The sequence below is a fragment of the Delftia sp. ASV31 genome (assembly GCF_016428765.1).
In the GTDB taxonomy this organism is placed as follows: Bacteria; Pseudomonadota; Gammaproteobacteria; order Burkholderiales; family Burkholderiaceae_C; genus Comamonas; species Comamonas acidovorans.
The window spans coordinates 1-16381 of record NZ_JAELTK010000073.1 but is presented as its reverse complement, the minus strand read 5'-3'; the positions used below and the strand labels follow the sequence as shown (position 1 = coordinate 16381).

12 protein-coding genes are annotated in these 16381 nt (G+C 69.0%); 4 read left to right on the top strand and 8 right to left on the bottom strand.

Annotated features, from left to right (window positions below; translation table 11 throughout):
- Positions 1 to 3 precede the first annotated feature (3 nt).
- On the top strand, positions 4 to 507 hold the full coding sequence (locus JHD82_RS22080) for an acyl-CoA thioesterase (protein ID WP_013803479.1): 504 nt from the start codon (positions 4 to 6) through the stop codon (positions 505 to 507).
- Here JHD82_RS22080 and JHD82_RS22075 read toward each other — a convergent pair.
- The 5 genes from JHD82_RS22075 to JHD82_RS22055 all read right to left on the bottom strand — a co-directional run bounded on the left by JHD82_RS22075 (position 494) and on the right by JHD82_RS22055 (position 9703).
- A complete protein-coding gene (locus JHD82_RS22075; protein WP_233174854.1) occupies positions 494 to 3535 on the bottom strand; it encodes an ATP-binding protein in 3042 nt (1013 codons plus the stop codon). The genes JHD82_RS22080 and JHD82_RS22075 overlap by 14 nt on opposite strands.
- 149 nt (positions 3536 to 3684) lie before the next feature.
- Complete coding sequence (gene cobA / locus JHD82_RS22070) at positions 3685 to 4497, bottom strand: uroporphyrinogen-III C-methyltransferase (RefSeq protein ID WP_013803477.1); 813 nt, start codon at positions 4495 to 4497, stop codon at positions 3685 to 3687.
- A gap of 27 nt (positions 4498 to 4524) precedes the next feature.
- On the bottom strand, positions 4525 to 5439 hold the full coding sequence (gene ybiB, locus JHD82_RS22065; RefSeq protein ID WP_096915681.1) for a DNA-binding protein YbiB: 915 nt from the start codon (positions 5437 to 5439) through the stop codon (positions 4525 to 4527).
- A gap of 98 nt (positions 5440 to 5537) precedes the next feature.
- Positions 5538 to 8390, bottom strand: a complete 2853-nt coding sequence (locus tag JHD82_RS22060) for a nitrate reductase (protein WP_199138801.1) — start codon at positions 8388 to 8390, stop codon at positions 5538 to 5540.
- A 50-nt stretch (positions 8391 to 8440) separates the two neighbouring features.
- Positions 8441 to 9703, bottom strand: coding sequence for an NAD(P)/FAD-dependent oxidoreductase (locus tag JHD82_RS22055; RefSeq protein WP_199138798.1), 1263 nt, complete (start codon positions 9701 to 9703; stop codon positions 8441 to 8443).
- A gap of 413 nt (positions 9704 to 10116) precedes the next feature.
- On the opposite strand from JHD82_RS22055, the gene JHD82_RS22050 reads away from it, so the two are divergent.
- The 3 genes from JHD82_RS22050 (at position 10117) to JHD82_RS22040 (ending at position 13203) form a co-directional block, all read left to right on the top strand.
- On the top strand, positions 10117 to 11856 hold the full coding sequence (locus tag JHD82_RS22050; RefSeq protein ID WP_199138796.1) for a PAS domain-containing methyl-accepting chemotaxis protein: 1740 nt from the start codon (positions 10117 to 10119) through the stop codon (positions 11854 to 11856).
- A 130-nt stretch (positions 11857 to 11986) separates the two neighbouring features.
- Positions 11987 to 12640 (top strand): DUF937 domain-containing protein, encoded by a 654-nt coding sequence (locus JHD82_RS22045; RefSeq protein ID WP_199138793.1) that lies wholly within the window; start codon positions 11987 to 11989, stop codon positions 12638 to 12640.
- Between the two features lie 122 nt (positions 12641 to 12762).
- The gene (locus JHD82_RS22040) at positions 12763 to 13203 is read left to right on the top strand and encodes a CBS domain-containing protein (RefSeq protein ID WP_012204294.1); all 441 of its coding nucleotides are present in this window, start codon (positions 12763 to 12765) and stop codon (positions 13201 to 13203) included.
- A 60-nt stretch (positions 13204 to 13263) separates the two neighbouring features.
- Here the strand turns inward: JHD82_RS22040 and JHD82_RS22035 are convergent, their stop codons facing one another.
- Genes JHD82_RS22035 through JHD82_RS22025 form a run of 3 tightly spaced genes read right to left on the bottom strand, consistent with a single transcriptional unit; the run spans position 13264 to position 16323 of the window.
- Positions 13264 to 14070 (bottom strand): ABC transporter ATP-binding protein, encoded by an 807-nt coding sequence (locus JHD82_RS22035; RefSeq protein WP_199138791.1) that lies wholly within the window; start codon positions 14068 to 14070, stop codon positions 13264 to 13266.
- Positions 14067 to 15002 carry a nitrate ABC transporter permease gene (gene ntrB, locus JHD82_RS22030; protein ID WP_199138789.1) on the bottom strand — a complete coding sequence of 312 codons (936 nt, stop codon included), beginning with the start codon at positions 15000 to 15002 and terminating at the stop codon, positions 14067 to 14069. Before ntrB ends, JHD82_RS22035 begins: the two co-directional genes overlap by 4 nt.
- A 40-nt stretch (positions 15003 to 15042) precedes the next feature.
- Positions 15043 to 16323 carry a CmpA/NrtA family ABC transporter substrate-binding protein gene (locus tag JHD82_RS22025; RefSeq protein ID WP_199138787.1) on the bottom strand — a complete coding sequence of 427 codons (1281 nt, stop codon included), beginning with the start codon at positions 16321 to 16323 and terminating at the stop codon, positions 15043 to 15045.
- Positions 16324 to 16381 lie beyond the last annotated feature (58 nt).

The following is a 16381-nucleotide window of genomic DNA, read 5'->3' as shown; positions in this document are numbered from 1 at the left end:
ATGATGAATTTCCCATCGCACCAGCTGAGCATGACCGTGCTCATGTCGCCCGACATGGCGAACTTTTCGGGCAACGTCCATGGCGGCGCCGTTCTCAAGCAGCTCGACCAGGTGGCCTATGCCTGCGCCAGCCGCTACGCGGGCCGCTATGTGGTCACGCTGAGCGTGGACCAGGTGATGTTCCTGCAGCCCATCCACGTGGGCGAGCTGGTGACCTTCCTGGCCAGCGTCAACCACACGGGCAAGTCGTCGATGGAGATCGGCATCAAGGTGGTGGCCGAGGACATCCGTACCCAGGTGGTGCGCCATGTCAACAGCTGCTTTTTCACCATGGTGGCGGTGGACGAGAACAAGCAGCCTGCGCCCGTGCCCACGCTGGTGCCGGCCACCGACGAGGAAAAGCGCCGCTGGCAGGCCGCGCTGATCCGCAAGGACCTGCGCCGCGAGCTGGCCCAGCGCTTCGAGCAAAGCCGCGTGACGGCCAGCAGTTCGGTCAAGCCGGGCTGAGCGTGGAGGGTGCGGCCGGTGGCCGATGCCAGGTGCCGGGCGCGCTGCCCTGCAACTCGTCCCGAACCTGTTCGATGACGCGCCTGAGGTCTTCCATGGAGGCCGGCTTGGACAGCACCTCGTCGGCACCGGCCTGCAGGTAGCGCAGGGCCTCGGACGCCTCGGGACTGGCGGTCAGCGCAATCACGCGGCAGCGGCGCAGCTGGTTTTCGGCTTCCCGCCGGCGCAGGCGCCGGATGAACTCGAAGCCGTCCATGATCGGCATGCGGCCGTCGGTGATGATGAGATCAAAGGACTCGGCCAGGCAACGCGCCCAGGCCTCCTGTCCATCGCCGGCCAGCGAGATGCCGTGGCCCAGCGCGGTGAGCTGGCTCTTGAGCAGCTCGCGATTGAACATATAGTCTTCCACGGCCAGGATTCTGAGTTCGGGCTCGGCCGGGACTTCGGGCAGGGGCTCGGTGCCTGTATCGGCCTTTGCACGCAGCTCCAGGGGCGCGGGCATGATCCGGGGCAGTACCTCTTCGGCCGACGGCCTGTCGTCCGGCTCCACCAGTGGCAGGCTCAACGTGACCGTGAAGCGTGAGCCCCGGCCCGGCACGCTCTCCAGGGTGATGGTCCCCCCCATGTGCTCCAGCAGGCGGCGCGTGATGCTCAGGCCCAGGCCGCTGCCGAAGGCCTGGTCCTGATGGGCGCCCGGCACCTGCGAAAAGGGCTTGAACAGCCGGGCCTGGTCCTGCGGGGCAATGCCGATGCCGGTGTCCTCCACCTCCATCTGCAGCAGCAGGCGGTCATGGCGGCGGGTGCCTTGCGCGCGCAGGGTGACGCTGCCGCGCTCGGTGAATTTGATGGCATTGCTCAGCAGGTTGAACAGCACCTGCTTGAGGTGCAGCGGGTCGGCCGTCACGCTGTGGTCCACGCCCTTGCCAACCTGGGTGCGCAGCGACAACCGCTTGCCGTGCGCCAGGCCCTGCAGCAGCGGGGCCATGTCTTCGATCAGCGGCCGCAGCGCCACGGGCTGGGGCGTGGAGTCGATGTGGCCCGACTCGATGCGGTGCAGGTCCAGCACATTGCCCAGCAGCAGCAGCATGCCCTGGGAAGCCTTGTGGGCCGCGGCCAGCGTATCGCGGTGGGGCAGGCCGAGTTTCTCGCGGTCCTGCGCCAGCTCCAGCAGGCCGATGATGGCGCTCAGGGGCGTGCGTATCTCGTGGCTGGTGGTGGACAGGAACAGGCTTTTGGCCCGGTTGGCGGCCTCGGCGCGCCGCTCGGCACGGCGCGTCCTGCGCATCTGGCGGCTCAGGTAAAAGCCCCAGACCAGGGAGGTGGCCGTGGCCAGCGCCAGCGCTGCCAGCAGCAGCAGCAGGCGCTGGCGGTGCTCGCGCCAAAAGCGCGTGCCGCTGCCGCTATCGCGCGGCGCCCACAGGCGCACGATTTCGGCCATTTCTTCGGGTGAGATGGACAGCTGGGCCTTCTCCAGAATGCTCAGAAGCTCGGGCTCGGCGGCATGCACGGCCAGGCTCACGGGGCGGGTGTAGTCCTCCAGGATGCCGGTGAGCTGCAACTGGTTGCCCAATTGCTGGGCGTTGGCATAGCGCGCTGCGTAGTCGTTGCCGACGAAGGCATCGCTGTCATCGGCTGCCACGCTGGCCAGGGCCTGGGCCAGGTCGGGATACAGCTGCAGCCGTATGCGCGGATGCTCGCGGCGCACCGTGTCTTCCAGGAAGAAGCCAGCCACCATGGCCACGCGCTTGCCCTCCAGTCCCTGCAGGTGGTGTATGCCCTTGTCACGCTGTGTGCCCGCATTCGCCTCGGGCCGGGCCATCACCACCACCGCGCTGCGCAGGTAGGGCGGCAGCAGCTTGATATTGGGCGATGCAATCGGCGGCGAGGTGTAGACGGGGGTGAGCAGGGCCTTGCCCGAGCCCAGAATGGCCTCGAGTTCGGTGTAGTTGCGTGCGGTCATGTAGTCGAACTGCAGGCCGGCGCGGTGGCTGATCAGGTCCAGGTAGTCGGGTCCTATGCCCTCGGCCTGGCGGTCGGCATCCAGCTGTCCCAGCGATCCCAGCGAGCTGTTGAGCACCACGGGAATGCGGGGGTGGGCATCCAGCCACTGCTTTTCCGAGGGTGTCAGGGCCACGCGGTCGCTTCCCAGCAGCGGACGGCGGCTGCCGCTCCAGCTGTGCAGAATGTCGTCGCCATGCTGCAAGGTGATGGCGGGCAGGGCCTGGTCCAGATAGGCCTTCAGCTGCGTATCGTCATGCCGCACCAGCATGCCGAAGCCCCGGCTTTCTATGGGGGCAAAGCCCTGCACGCGCAGGTTGAGCAGGTAGTTGGCGTGGATCAGGTAGTGCACCGTGACCGTGTCGCCGACGAAGCCATCGATCTCGCCCAGGCTCAGCGCCTCCAGCGCGCGGCGGGGTGTTTCATAGGTCAGCAGCTCGCTGAGAGGATAGGCGGCCGCAACCTGGGAGCGCAGCAGCTGGTCGGGCGTCATGGCCAGCCGCGCGCCCCGGCGCTCCGCGTCGAAGGGCGCATGCGAGAGCGACACCAGCACGGGCTGGCTGGGCAGGTAGGGCACGCTCAGGGCCAGGTCGGCGCGTTCGGCCTCCAGCTCGGTGCCCTCGCAGGCCAGGTCGATCTCGCCGCGCCGCAGCGCATCGAGCACGGCCACGCGCGATCCATAGGTCTTGAAGCGCACCGGGGCGGGAAACAGCAGTCCCAGGTGGTCGGCCGTGATGCCCTGGAAGCGCTCGCCATCGATCATTTCCAGGGGAGGATGGTCGGGCAGGGAAATGCCCACGGTCAGCGGCCCGCGCGCCTGCAGCCACTGGCGGTGCGCGGGCGTGAGCCAGGGTTTTGCACCGGCCGTGACGCGCGTGGCCAGCACCATGTCGGCGCCTGCAGCCAGGCCGGGCATGAGCAGGGCCAAGCCAAGCGCGCAGCCGGCCAGCAGCGGCGACCACGTGCGCCGCCATGCGGACAGCCGTATCTGCGCAGCTGTGGAAGTGAAAGTAAGGCCTGGTGTTTTCATGGAATCCCCCGATGGCGCTACCGCCGCCTGGCGGAGCTGACGGTCTGCCAAAACGGTCTAAACGCCGTTTCGGCAGCCAACAGGGGATTTTTAATGAAAACTAATGATTTTTATGAATCGATAGATTTTTGATTGCAGCAATCTCGCACTCAGGCGGCTGCGACCGCAGCGGTGAGCTGCGTCTGAGGTTCGGCCATTGCCCGTACGCCATGGACCACATCGCCAACGACGATGACGCTGGGGCTGCCCAGGCCCGTGTCGGCAATGCACTCCACCAGCGCGCCCAGCGTGGTCAGCGCGTGGCGCTGTTGTGGCAGGCTGGCGTGCTGGATCACGGCCACGGGCGTGGCTGCGGGCAGGCCATTGAGCAGCTCGGCGCGGATGTGCTCCACGCTGCTCACGCCCATGTAGATCACCAGGGTGAGCCGCGCATCGCGCGCGGTGGCGGCCAGCTGGCGCCAGTCGGTGCCGCTGTCGCCGGGCTTGGCGTGGCCCGTGATGAAGACCACGCCGTGCGCGCGGTCGCGGTGCGTGAGCGGGGCGCCCAGGCTGGTGAGCCCGGCCAGGCCGGCGGTGATGCCGTTGATGACCTGGACCTCGACGCCCGCTTCGCGCAGATGCTCCACCTCTTCGCCGCCGCGCCCGAAGATGAAGGGGTCGCCGCCCTTCAGGCGCACCACGGTCTCGCCCTCCTGCACGGCGCTCAGCATGAGCTTTTCGATGAAGGCCTGGGGCGTGCTCTTGCAGCCGCCGCGCTTGCCCACGTAGACGATGCGCGCCGTGGGCGCGGCATGGGCCACGATGGCGTCGCTGACCAGGTCATCGACCAGCAGCACGGTGGCGGCCTGTATGGCCTTGAGGGCCTTGATGGTCAGCAGCTCCGGGTCGCCGGGGCCGGCGCCGACCAGGGTGCAGGTGCCGCGCCGGGCGGTGTTCGCGGGGGTGTGGGACGGGGTCGTCATGGCGGGGCTCCGTTTTTTCTGGGGTATTCAGCGAATCTGATCGGCAAGGTGGACGATGTGTTCCACCTGGCGTGTGAGCGCGGGCGGCACGGGCAGCCGGCCCGCGAGAACGTCTTCGGTGTAGCGCGCCGTGGTGTCCACGTCGATCTCGGCGGGCAGGCCCGGCACGTCGGAGGCGGTGCCGCTTTGCTGCTCGGCCAGCAGCTGGTGGGCGCCTGCCACAAAGCCGTCGTAGCGCGGCAGCCGGCGCGGGTCGGCCGCGACCTCGCCTTCCAGCCCGCGCGAGAGCAGGACATTCATGCCCAATGTCCCGAAGGTGCCGTGCAGCATGGGCAGGTACTCGGGATGGGTGTAGGCCGTCACCAGCAGGCAGGGGCCGTCGCAGGGCGCCAGCAGCTTGACCACGCTGTGGCCCGGGTTGCGCAGGCCGATGACCTCGCGCACGGACAGCAGGCGCGCCAGGGCCGGGTGCAGATGTTCGGTATGGATATGGGCCACCTGGCCGCCGGCCAGGGCCTGGGGAGATGGCAGCGGCGCAATGCCCAGGGCCTGCAGCACATCGCTGGCCAGGATGCGGCGCGCCTCGGTGCGCATGCCGTGCAGCAGCACGGGCAGGCCTTCGCGCGCCAGCAGCAGGGCCAGCAGGGGGGTGAGCACGGGCAGGCGGCGCGCGCCGTTGTAGCTGGGCAGCACGATCACGGGGCGGCCATTGGCCGAGGCGGGAAAACGGGCGACGCGCGCATGCACGGCGTCCAGGAAGCCGCTCATCTCCTCGACGGTCTCGCCCTTGATGCGCATGGCGATGCAAAAGGCCCCGATCTCCAGGTCGCTGACGCCGCCGTCCAGCACCTGGCCGAACAGGTCGGCCGCCTGCGGGCGCTCCAGCGCCTTGGCTCCGCGTGCGCCGCGGCCTATTTCCTTGATGTATTGGCTGATGCCCATGGCGTTGCAATCGTGGGTGGAATCCTGTGGGGGCATATTTTCCCGCAGGTTTCATTACTTTTCGCTATATATGCAAACCCGTTGTTCCATCGCCTCTTTCATGCGGCCTCCTGGCTCTTCGCCAGGGGGATGTGGCGCACCAGACGCTTGAGCTCGGGCAGGCAGGAGCCGCAATTGGTGCCGCAGCGCAACCGGCCCTGCAGCGCGGCCAGGCGCGCGTCGTCGCTGCCCTCGCAGCGCGCAAGCGCGCCTGCGATGGCGGTCTCGTCCACATCGAAGCAGGTACAGACCTGGCGCGCACGCGGCTGGATGGCCAGCGGCGCCGAGCCCGAGGGCATGAGCAGCAGGCGGCCATAGTCCTGTGCCGGCATCTGGTCCTGCAGCAGGGTGGACAGCCAGCTGCCCGCGCGCGTGTCGCCCGCCAGCAGCAGGGCCTCGACCGTGGTGGACAGGCTGTGGCGGTCCAGCCGCAGCGCGCGGCTGTGCTGGCGGCGGCGGTCGGTGTAGCGCAGGGTGTCGGCGGCATCCAGGCCCAGCAGGGATTCGATCCGTGCGAGGACGGCCTCGCCCGGCGCCTCATGCGCGGCGGCGCGCAGCAGCACGCCGTGCCGGGCCCGGGCGGCGTCCTGCAGCGGGACGGCATTGCCGAAGGGCACGCAGCTGGCAAAGCCGAAGTGCGGCATGAGGGAGGACAACTGCTCGCGCACGGCCAGCACCCGGTCCTCGGGCAGCCAGGCCATGGCCAGCAGGGTCCAGGGCAGTTCGGCCTTTTGCAGCTTCACGGCCGTGTGCTTGAGTTCGGGCTGCTTGGAGCCGGGGCACAAGGCCGGTGTGGTCAGGGCATTGACGCCGCCCATTGAAGTGCCGCCCATTGAGGTGCCGCCCAGGTACTCGCCGCCCCAGTGCATGGCCATGAAGAGCTGGGAGGGCGTCAGCGTGTCGTCGGGCTGCACCGGCACCAGCAGGGCGCCGCGCCGGCTGCTCATCTGCACCAGGTCGCCCGCGCGCAGGCCGCGCTCGGCCATGTCCCGCGGGTGCATTTGCAGGCAGGGCTCGGCCGCATGGCCGAACAAACGGCCCAACTGGCCCGTGCGGCTCATGCCGTGCCACTGGTCGCGCAGCCGGCCCGTGGTCAGGCTGAAGGGATAGTGCGCATCGGGCGGCTCGGCCAGCGGCTGCCAGGGCAGCAGGGCAAAGCGTGCGCGGCCATCGGGCGTGGGAAAGCGGCCGTCTTCGTAGAGCCGTGCGCGGCCCTGGGCTGCACCTTCGGGCAGCGGCCATTGCTGGGGGCCTTGCGCGTCCAGCAGATCCCAGGACAGGCCGGTGATGTCCAGGTCACGCCCGCGCGTGCTCTCGCGGTGCTCGTTCCAGATGGCCTGGGCGCCGGCAGCGGCGTCTTCGGTGTCGTAGGGAAAGAGGCTGGGCCGGCCCGGGCGCAGCCGTGCCTCCATGCGCCGCGCGCAGTCCACGGCAATGCGCCAGTCATGGCGCGCGGCGCCGGGTGCGGCCACGGCGGGGCGCACGCGCGAGATGCGCCTTTCGCTGTTGGTCACCGTGCCGATCTTCTCGCCCCAGGTGGTGGCGGGCAGCAGCAGGTCGGCGTAGGCGCAGGTGGCGGTGGTGGCAAAGGCCTCCTGCACGATGACGAATTCGGCCCGCTGCAGCGCGCGCCGCACCAGGGCCTGGTCGGGCATGCTTTGCGCAGGGTTGGTGCAGGCTATCCACAGCGCGCGGATCTCGCCCTCGGCGGCGGCCTCGAACATCTCCACGGCGGTCTTGCCGGGGCGGGGCGGCACGGCGTCCACGCCCCACAGTGCGGCCACTTCGGCGCGGTGGGCCGGGTTGGCCAGGTCGCGGTGGGCCGACAGCAGGTTGGCCAGCCCGCCCACCTCGCGCCCGCCCATGGCATTGGGCTGGCCCGTGAGCGAAAACGGCCCCGCGCCCGCGCGCCCGATCTGGCCCGTGGCCAGGTGCAGGCCGATCAGCGCGGCGTTCTTGGCCGTGCCGTTGCTGCTCTGGTTCAGGCCCTGGCAGTACAGGCTCAGCGTGGCGCCACGGGCGGCGCCGCCGCGTGCATCCCCGCCCAGCGCAAACCATTGCGCGGCCTGGAACAGATCGTGCCGGGGCAGGCCGCAGAGCTCGCCCACGCGCTCGGGCGTGGCCTCGCGCACCAGGGCCTGAAGGTCGGCAAAGCCGCTGGTGTGGCGTGCGATGTAGGCCTGGTCCAGCCAGCCTTCCAGTTCCATGATGTGCAGCATGCCGTGGAACAGCAGGGTGTCGCTGCCCGGGCGCAGCGGCAGGAAGAGGTCGGCCATGCCGGCCGTGTCGGTGCGGCGCGGGTCGGCCACGATGATCTTCATCTGCGGCCGCGCGGCACGCGCCTGCTCGATGCGCCGCGTGAGCACGGGATGCGCCCAGGCCGCGTTGCTGCCCGCGATGAAAAGGCAGTCCGCATGGTCCACATCCTCGTAGCAGGCCGGTGGCGCGTCGGCGCCCAGCGTGAGCTTGTAGCCGGCCACGGCGCTGCTCATGCACAGGCGCGAATTGGTGTCGATGTTGTTGGTGCCGATCAGGCCCTTGGCCAGCTTGTTGAAGACGTAGTAGTCCTCGGTCAGCAACTGGCCGCTCACATACAGGCCCACGGCGTCGGGGCCGTGCTCCTGCACGATGGAGGCCAGCCTGCCGGCGGCCAGGTCCAGTGCGGCAGCCCAGCCCACATCCTGGGGCGCCGCGCCGCGCGTGGCACGCAGCGCGGGCTGCAGCAGCCGCGTCTGCTGTGCCAGGGCGGGCGAGGCCGTCAGGTGCAGGGTGCTGCCCTTGGTGCACAGGCGGCCGTGGTTGGCGGGGTGCGCCGGATCGCCGCGCACGCCCGTGATGCGCGCACCATCGCTTTCGATGAGGACGCCGCAGCCTACGCCGCAATAGGGGCAGGTGGATCGGGTTTCTTGCATGGTGGGCCTGGGGTGGATGAGGGAAGGGCAGGGCGCGAGGGCGGGCGCGGTCACGGGCCGCTGGCCGGGTCGGCCTGGCTGGCCTTGCTCGCTTGACTTTCGCCGAACATGAGGCGGTCGCGCAGTTCCTGCACTGCCACGCCATCGCGGAGCAGGCGGAAGTACCAGCCGCTGTCCTCGGTGTCGCCATACAGGCAGGCGCCGACCAGCCTGTCACCGCGCAGCACAAGCTTGCGGTACACGCCCGCGCCGGGGTCGCTGAGCACGATTTCCTCCGTGCCCTCGTCGCCGCGGAAGTCGCCCGCGCTGAACAGATGGATGCCCGTGACCTTGAGCTTGGCCGAGGTCTGCGAGCCCGGATAGCGGCCGATGCCCATCTCCGCCAGGTGGTTGGCCAGCACCTTGCCCTGCTCGAACAGCGGCGCCACCAGCCCGTAGGCCACGCCCCGGTGCGCCGCGCACTCGCCCACGGCGTAGATGCGCGGGTCGGTCACGGTCTGCAGCGTGTCGCTGACCACGATGCCGCGCTGCACGTGAAGGTGCATCTGCTCGGCCAGCGTGGTCTCGGGCCGGATGCCCACGGCCATGACCACCAGCGAGGCCGGTGCCTCGCGCCCGTCCTGCAGGTGCACGCAGGCCACGCGGCCCTGGCCGTCGCCCGTCAGCGCCCGGGTCTGGGCCTGCATCAGAAAGCGCATGCCGCGCTCGGCCAGCGAGGCCTGCAGCAAGGCGGCGGCGGTCTCGTCCAGCTGGCGGTCCAGCAGGCGCTCGCCCGCATGCACCACGGTAACGTCCATGCCGCGCTTCATGAGTCCGTTGGCGGCCTCCAGGCCCAGCAGGCCGCCGCCGATGACCACGGCATGGCGGTGGCTGGCGGCCGCCGCGATCATGGCCTGGGTGTCGGCAATGTCGCGGTAGCCCAGCACGCCTTCCAGCTCGCGCCCGGGCACGGGCAGCATGAAGGGGCGCGAGCCCGTGGCCAGGATCAGCCGGTCGTACTCGGCGCTCACCGGCTGTCCGGCCGCGTCCACGGCGTGCACCACGCGGCGCGCGCGGTCGACTGCGTGCACGCGGCAGCCCGCATGCAGGGTGATGCCGTGCTGCGCATACCAGGACCAGTCGTTGAGGATGATCTCGTCGAGCCGCTGCTCGCCCGCCAGCACGGGCGACAGCATGATGCGGTTGTAGTTGGGGTGGGGCTCGGCCCCGAACACCGTGATCTCGTAGAGGTCGGGCGCGATCTTGAGCAGCTCCTCCAGCGTGCGCACGCCGGCCATGCCGTTGCCCACCATCACCAGCCTGGATTTTTTCATCGTGCCCCCGTTGCGGTTCGGAAAACAAAAAAGGCGTCCCCACGCTGCGCGGCCGATGGCTGCGCGCGGGGTGACGCCTTTGTCCCGGGCCGTGGCACGTCGTTGCGCCTGGCCCTGCGGCCCTCCATGGCCATCCCGGGATTTAGCAAGCTGCGTGCCAGGCCTGCTGCCCTGTGGCGACCGATTGCCCGCAGACGCGAGCCCGCGCGGCCGTGCCAGGCTGGTGCGCCGCATGCATCAAAGCGGTGCGCGTGCTATCGATACGGTCCTATCAGATGTCTGAATCCAATGGAGGTTTTGTTTTTATTTGTTTCAAATGTGGCGGTTCGGGGTAAAAACTTTGAACTCCGGCCAGCGGCTCGCTGGGCCGGATGGGGCACGCAGGATTTTTCTTCTTCAAGGGAGGGATGCCTATGAGAGTGAATCTGCCGGTCAGTACGCGCGAGTACTCGTTTCCCAAGGGCCAGACCCTGGTCTCCACCACGGACCTGAAGGGCCGCATCCTCTACTGCAACCCGATGTTCATCGAGGTCAGCGGCTACGAGCGCGAAGACCTGCTGGGCCAGCCCCACAACATGATCCGCCACCCCGACATGCCCGAGGAAGCCTTCCGCGACATGTGGGAGACCATCTCGGCGGGCCTGCCCTGGTCCGCCCCCGTGAAGAACCGGCGCAAGAACGGCGACTTCTACTGGGTCATGGCCAATGTCACCCCGCTGATGGATGGCGACCGGCCCTCGGGCTACATGTCGGTGCGCACCGAGGCCACGCGCGAGCAGACCGATGCGGCCGAGCGCCTCTACGCCACCATGCGCGCCGAGAAGGACGCCGGGCGCCGGGTCCACGTGCTGCGTGCCGGCCACCTGCTGCGCAACAACCTGCGCGGCCGCCTGGCCAGCGCATTGAGCCTGGGCCTGGCCGGCAAGCTGGTGCTGATCTTCTTCATGGTGGTGGCGGCGGCCTTTGGCGCGGCGCTGGCCGGTGGGCATACGCTGGACGCATGGTCTGCGCTGGCCTGGCTGGCGGTCTGCATCTTCACGGGCCTGGCCGGGGCCTGGGCCTACCGGCTGACCGTGGCGCCGCTGGCGCAGATGGTGCTGCTGGCCAACCGCCTGGCGGCCGGCGACCTGACGCAGACCATACGCATCACGCGCAAGGACGTGGTGGGCGATCTGCAGAAGGCGCTGAGCCAGCTCAACGTGAACCTGCTGTCCATCGTGCGCGATGCGCGCGAGGAAAGCGACAAGATGCAGATCTCCAGCCGGGAAATCGCGCAGGGCAACCATGACCTGTCCGCGCGCACCGAAACCCAGGCGGGCAACCTGCAGCAGACGGCGGCCTCCATGGAGGAGATCACGGGCACCGTCAAGCACACGGCCGACTCGGCCCGCCAGGCCACGGACCTGGCCGCCCAGGCCAGCGAGGTGGCCGAACGCAGCAGCGGCGCCGTCGATGGCGTGGCCGCCACCATGAAGCAGATCCAGGCCGCGTCGGGGCGCATCGGCGAGATCACGCAGCTCATCGACTCCATCGCCTTCCAGACCAATATCCTGGCGCTGAACGCTGCCGTGGAGGCCGCGCGCGCAGGCGACCAGGGCCGGGGCTTTGCGGTCGTGGCGGCCGAGGTGCGCAGCCTCTCGCAGCGCACGCTGGCGGCGGCCAAGGAGATCCGCGAGCTCATCGACGACTCCGCCGCCAAGGTGCTGGACGGCAACCAGAGGACCGAGGTGGCGCAGAAGACCATGATCGAATCGCTGGATCTGGTGCGGCGCGTGAGCCTGCTGATCGGCGAGATCCACAGCGCCTCCAGCGAGCAGCTCAGCGGCATCTCGCAGGTCAACGCGGCCGTGGCGCATCTGGACAGCATCACGCAGCAGAACGCGGCCCTGGTCGAGCAGAACGCGGCATCGGCCATGGCCTTGCAGGCCCAGGCGCAGACCGTGTCGGAAACCGTGCAGGTGTTCCGGCTGGACGCCACGGGCCGCTCGCCTGCCGCAGCGGGCGATGCCGTGGCCCTGCGCCGGTCCATGAAGGCCCAGGCACAGAGCCCGGCAGGCGGCCAGGCACGCAGCCAGGCACGCAACCAGGTGCAGAGCCCGCCACAGATGCGGCAGGCGCGCGCGCAGCCGCAGAGGGTGCTGACCACGACCTGACCCCTGCGGGTTCCTGCGGCCGCTGGAAAACATCGTTGACACTTGGACGCGGCGCCGTCATGTGCGCTGCGCCGGCTTGCGCATACCATGTGGCTTTGCGTTGACCGGGCGACCGGATGAAGGAACGACCATGAACTCCAGCTCTTCCCTGGCCGCCGAACTGATGGCCCAACTGCAGGGCGCGCCCATGCAGCAGATGGCGGACCAGATCGGCGCCAGCCCCGCCCAGACCGAAAGCGCCGTGGGCGCGGCCCTGCCCGTGCTGCTGGCCTCGCTGGGCCGCAATGCGGCCGATCCGCAGGGCGCGGCCAATCTCTTCGGCGCGCTGCAGCGCGACCATGGCGCGGCCAGCGGCGGCGGCGCCGGTGGCCTGGACCTCGGCGGCCTGCTGGGCTCGCTGCTGGGCGGCGGCGCAGGCGCGGGCGGCAATGCAGGTGGCGGGCTCGATGGCGCGGCCATCCTGGGCCACATCCTGGGCGGCAACCAGCAGCGCGCGCAGGACGGACTGGGCCAGGCCACGGGCCTGGGCAGCGGCGGCGCGGCCCAGCTGCTGCAGCTGCTGGCCCCCATCGTCATGTCCTTTCTTGCACAGCGCGTGAGCGCAGGCGGCATGGACGCCGGCGGCCTGGGCCAGGTGCTGGGCCGCGAGCATGCGCAGGCCCAGCAGCAGGGCGGTCTGGGTGGTGGTTTGCTGGGCAGCCTGCTCGATCAGGATGGCGACGGCCAGGTAGGTCTCAGCGATCTGGTGAAGATTGGTGGCAGCCTGCTGGGCGGCCGCCGCTGAAGGGCCGCATTCACTGAATCGGGCAGGGCCGGTGCGTGTGCATACACGCGCTGGCCCTGTTGCTTTTTGGGCGCAGTTCGGATGACACTAGAACCGAATTGGCGAACGACTGAAAGGCACCCATGACAGCAGTTGCAGACATTCTCAAGTCCAAGGCCAGCGGCGCGGTGTACAGCATCGCGCCTACCGATTCCGTGCTCGACGCGCTGCGGCTCATGGCCGACAAGGGCATTGGCGCCCTGCTCGTGATGGAGGGCAGCGAGATCGCAGGCATCGTCACCGAGCGCGACTACGCGCGCAAGATCGCGTTGCTGGGGCGCACCTCGGGCGCCACCCTGGTGCGCGACGTGATGACGCGCGACGTGCTCTTCGTCGGCCCCACCCAGACCACGCAGGAATGCATGGCGGTGATGACCGAGAACCGGCTGCGCCACCTGCCCGTGGTGGACGAGGGCGGCAAGCTGCTGGGCCTGATCTCCATCGGAGACCTGGTCAAGGACATCATCTCCGAGCAGAAGTTCATCATCGAGCAGCTGGAGCACTACATCTCGGGCCGGCACTGAGCCGGGGCTCGGCCTGCCCGCCATGGGCAGGGTCTCGAAGGCGGCAGGACCTGCAAAGGTTCAGGCCGCCTTTTCCACATGCCCCTGGCGTGTGTAGAGGAAGTCGATCACCGCCTTGCGGCACTCGCGGTAGCGGTCGTCCTCGGCCAGCGCCACGCGGTTGCGCGGCCGGGCGATGCCGACTTCCAGCACCTCGCCGATGGTGGCTGCCGGGCCGTTGGTCATCATCACGATCTTGTCGGACAGCAGCACGGCCTCGTCCACGTCGTGGGTGACCATGACCACGGTGCTTTGCGTGCGCGCCACGATCTCCAGCAGCTCGTCCTGCAGCTTGGCGCGCGTGAGCGCATCGAGCGCGCCGAAGGGCTCGTCCATCAGCAGCACCTGCGGCTCCATCGACAGCGCGCGCGCAATGCCCACGCGCTGCTTCATGCCGCCCGAGATTTCGCCGGGCCGCTTGTGCGCGGCATGGGCCAGGCCCACCAGCTCCAGCGCGGCCAGGGTGCGTGCCTTGAGCTGGGTGCGGCTTTCCGTGCGGCCATAGACGCGCTCCACGGCCAGGTGGATGTTGCCCTCGCAGGTCAGCCAGGGCAGCAGCGAGTGGTTCTGGAAGACCACGGCGCGCTGGGGCCCGGGGCCCTTGATCTCCTTGTTGGCGCACAGCAGTACGCCCGTGGTGGGCGTGGTCAGGCCCGCGATCAGGTTCAGCAGGGTGGACTTGCCGCAGCCCGAGTGGCCGATCAGCGAGACGAACTCGCCCCGCGCAATGGTCAGGTCGATATTGCGCAGCGCCGGAAACAGGCCCTTGGCGGTCTTGAAGCTCTGCTCCACGCCCTGGACCTCGATGAACTTGGACGATGCATTCATGCCTTCACCTCTTCGAACGTAAATGCCGTTGCCAGCTTGACCAGGGCCATCTCCAGCAGCAGGCCCACGATGCCGATCACGAAGATCGCGATGATGATGTTCTTGACGTTGAGGTTGTTCCACTCGTCCCAGACCCAGAAGCCGATGCCCACGCCGCCGGTGAGCATCTCGGCCGCGACGATGACCAGCCAGGCCGTGCCCACGGCCAGGCGCACGCCGGTCAGCATGTAGGGCAGCACGGCCGGGAACAGGATGGTGGTGGCGATCTTCCATTCGCTGAGGTTGAGCACGCGCGCCACGTTCATGTAGTCCTGGGGCACGCGCTGCACGCCCACGGCGGTGTTGATGAGCATGGGCCAGATCGAGCAGATGAAGATGGTCCAGATGGCCGCCGGGTTGGCGCCCTTGAAGACCAGCAGGCCGATGGGCAGCCAGGCCAGCGGCGACACCGGGCGCAGCAGGCTGATCAGCGGGTTGAACATGCGCGACAGAAAGTTGAAGCGCCCGATCACGAAGCCGGCCGGAATGCCGACCAGCGCCGCCAGGCCAAAGCCCACGGCCACGCGCTGCAGCGAAGCCAGCACATTCCAGCCCACGCCCTGGTCATTGGGGCCGTTGCGGTAGAACGGGTCGCTGAAAATCTCCACCGCCTGCTGCCAGGTCGCCAGGGGCCCCGGAATGCTCTGGCCCGAGCCTGCAGCCACCAGGGACCACACGCCCACCAGCAAACCCAAGCCGCACAGCGGCGGCAGCACGGCCAGCCAGAAGGCACGCGAGAGCGCTGCCCAGTCGCGCGGGGCGGCGGGCGCCTGGGCCTGGGTGGCCGGCGCGGCTGGAGCGGCGGGCCCTGAAGCCTGCGCGGAGATCGGTGTGGAAGCGGCTGCCGGCGCGGCAGCGGATTCGGCCGGGAAGTGGAAGACGGCGCTGACCATGGTGTGTTCCTCTGTGGGGTGGGGCTTCAAAGGGGATCTCTCAGGCCTTGATGGCAAAGCTGTCTGCGTACTTGCGCGGATCCTTGCCGTCCCAGACCGTGCCATCCATGAGCTTGCTGCTGCGCATCTCCGCCTTGGGCAGCGGGGCCTTGGCGGCGGTGGCGGCCTGCTGGTAGATGTCCAGGCGGTTGATGGAGCGGGCCACGCCCAGGTAGTCGGGGTGGTCCTTGAGCAGGCCCCAGCGCTTGTGCTGGGTCAGGAACCACATGCCGTCGGACAGGTAGGGGTAGCCCACGCTGCCGTCGCCGTAGAACTTCATGTGGTTGGGGTCGTCCCAGGTCTTGCCCATGCCGTCCTGGTAGCGGCCCAGGATGCGCTGGTTGATGGCATCCACGCCGGTGTTCACATAGGCCTTGCCGGCGATGGTCTCGGCCATGCGGGTCTTGTTGGCCAGGCTCTCGTCGATCCAGCGGCCGGCCTCGATGATGGCCGCCGTCACGGCGCGTGCCGTGTTGGGGTTCTGGCGTGCGAACTCGGCCGTGGTGCCCAGCACCTTTTCGGGGTGGTCCTGCCAGATGGACTGGGTGGTGGCGGCCGTGACGCCGATGCCGTCCATGATGGCGCGGTGGTTCCAGGGCTCGCCCACGCAAAAGCCGTCCATGTTGCCCACGCGCATATTGGCCACCATCTGCGGCGGCGGCACGGTGATGACCTTGGCATCCTTGAGCGGGTGGATGCCGTTGGCCGCCAGCCAGTAGTACAGCCACATGGCATGCGTGCCCGTGGGAAAGGTCTGGGCAAAGGTGTATTCGCGCTTTTCGCCGGCCATCAGCTTGGCCAGGCCCGCGCCATTGACGGCACCCTTGTCGGCCAGCTTCTTCGACAGCGATATGGCCTGGCCGTTGTGGTTGAGCGTCATCAGCACGGCCATGTCCTTCCTGGCGCCGCCCACGCCCAGGTGCACGCCGTAGACCAGGCCGTAGAGCACGTGGGCAAAGTCCAGCTCGCCGTTGACCAGCTTGTCGCGCACGCTGGCCCAGCTCGCTTCCTTGGAGGGAATGATCTTGACGCCGTACTTCTGATCGATCCCCAGCACCGAGGCCATGACCACGCTGGCGCAGTCGGTCAGCGGGATGAAGCCGATGCGCACCTCTTTCTTCTCTGGCGCATCCGAGCCGGCCGCCCAGGCGCCATGGTGTCCCAGCTGGGTGTAGAGCGCCGCACCGCCTGCCAGCGTGCCGGCCTGGCGCAGAAAGTCGCGCCGGGGCAGGGCCGGGCCGGCGGTGAGAGGGCCTGTGGTGGGCTTGGGGCTTGACGCCATGGCGGAACTCCTTCGATCGTCGGGAATGGAACACTTGCAAACGGGCCCTGCTCCAAGC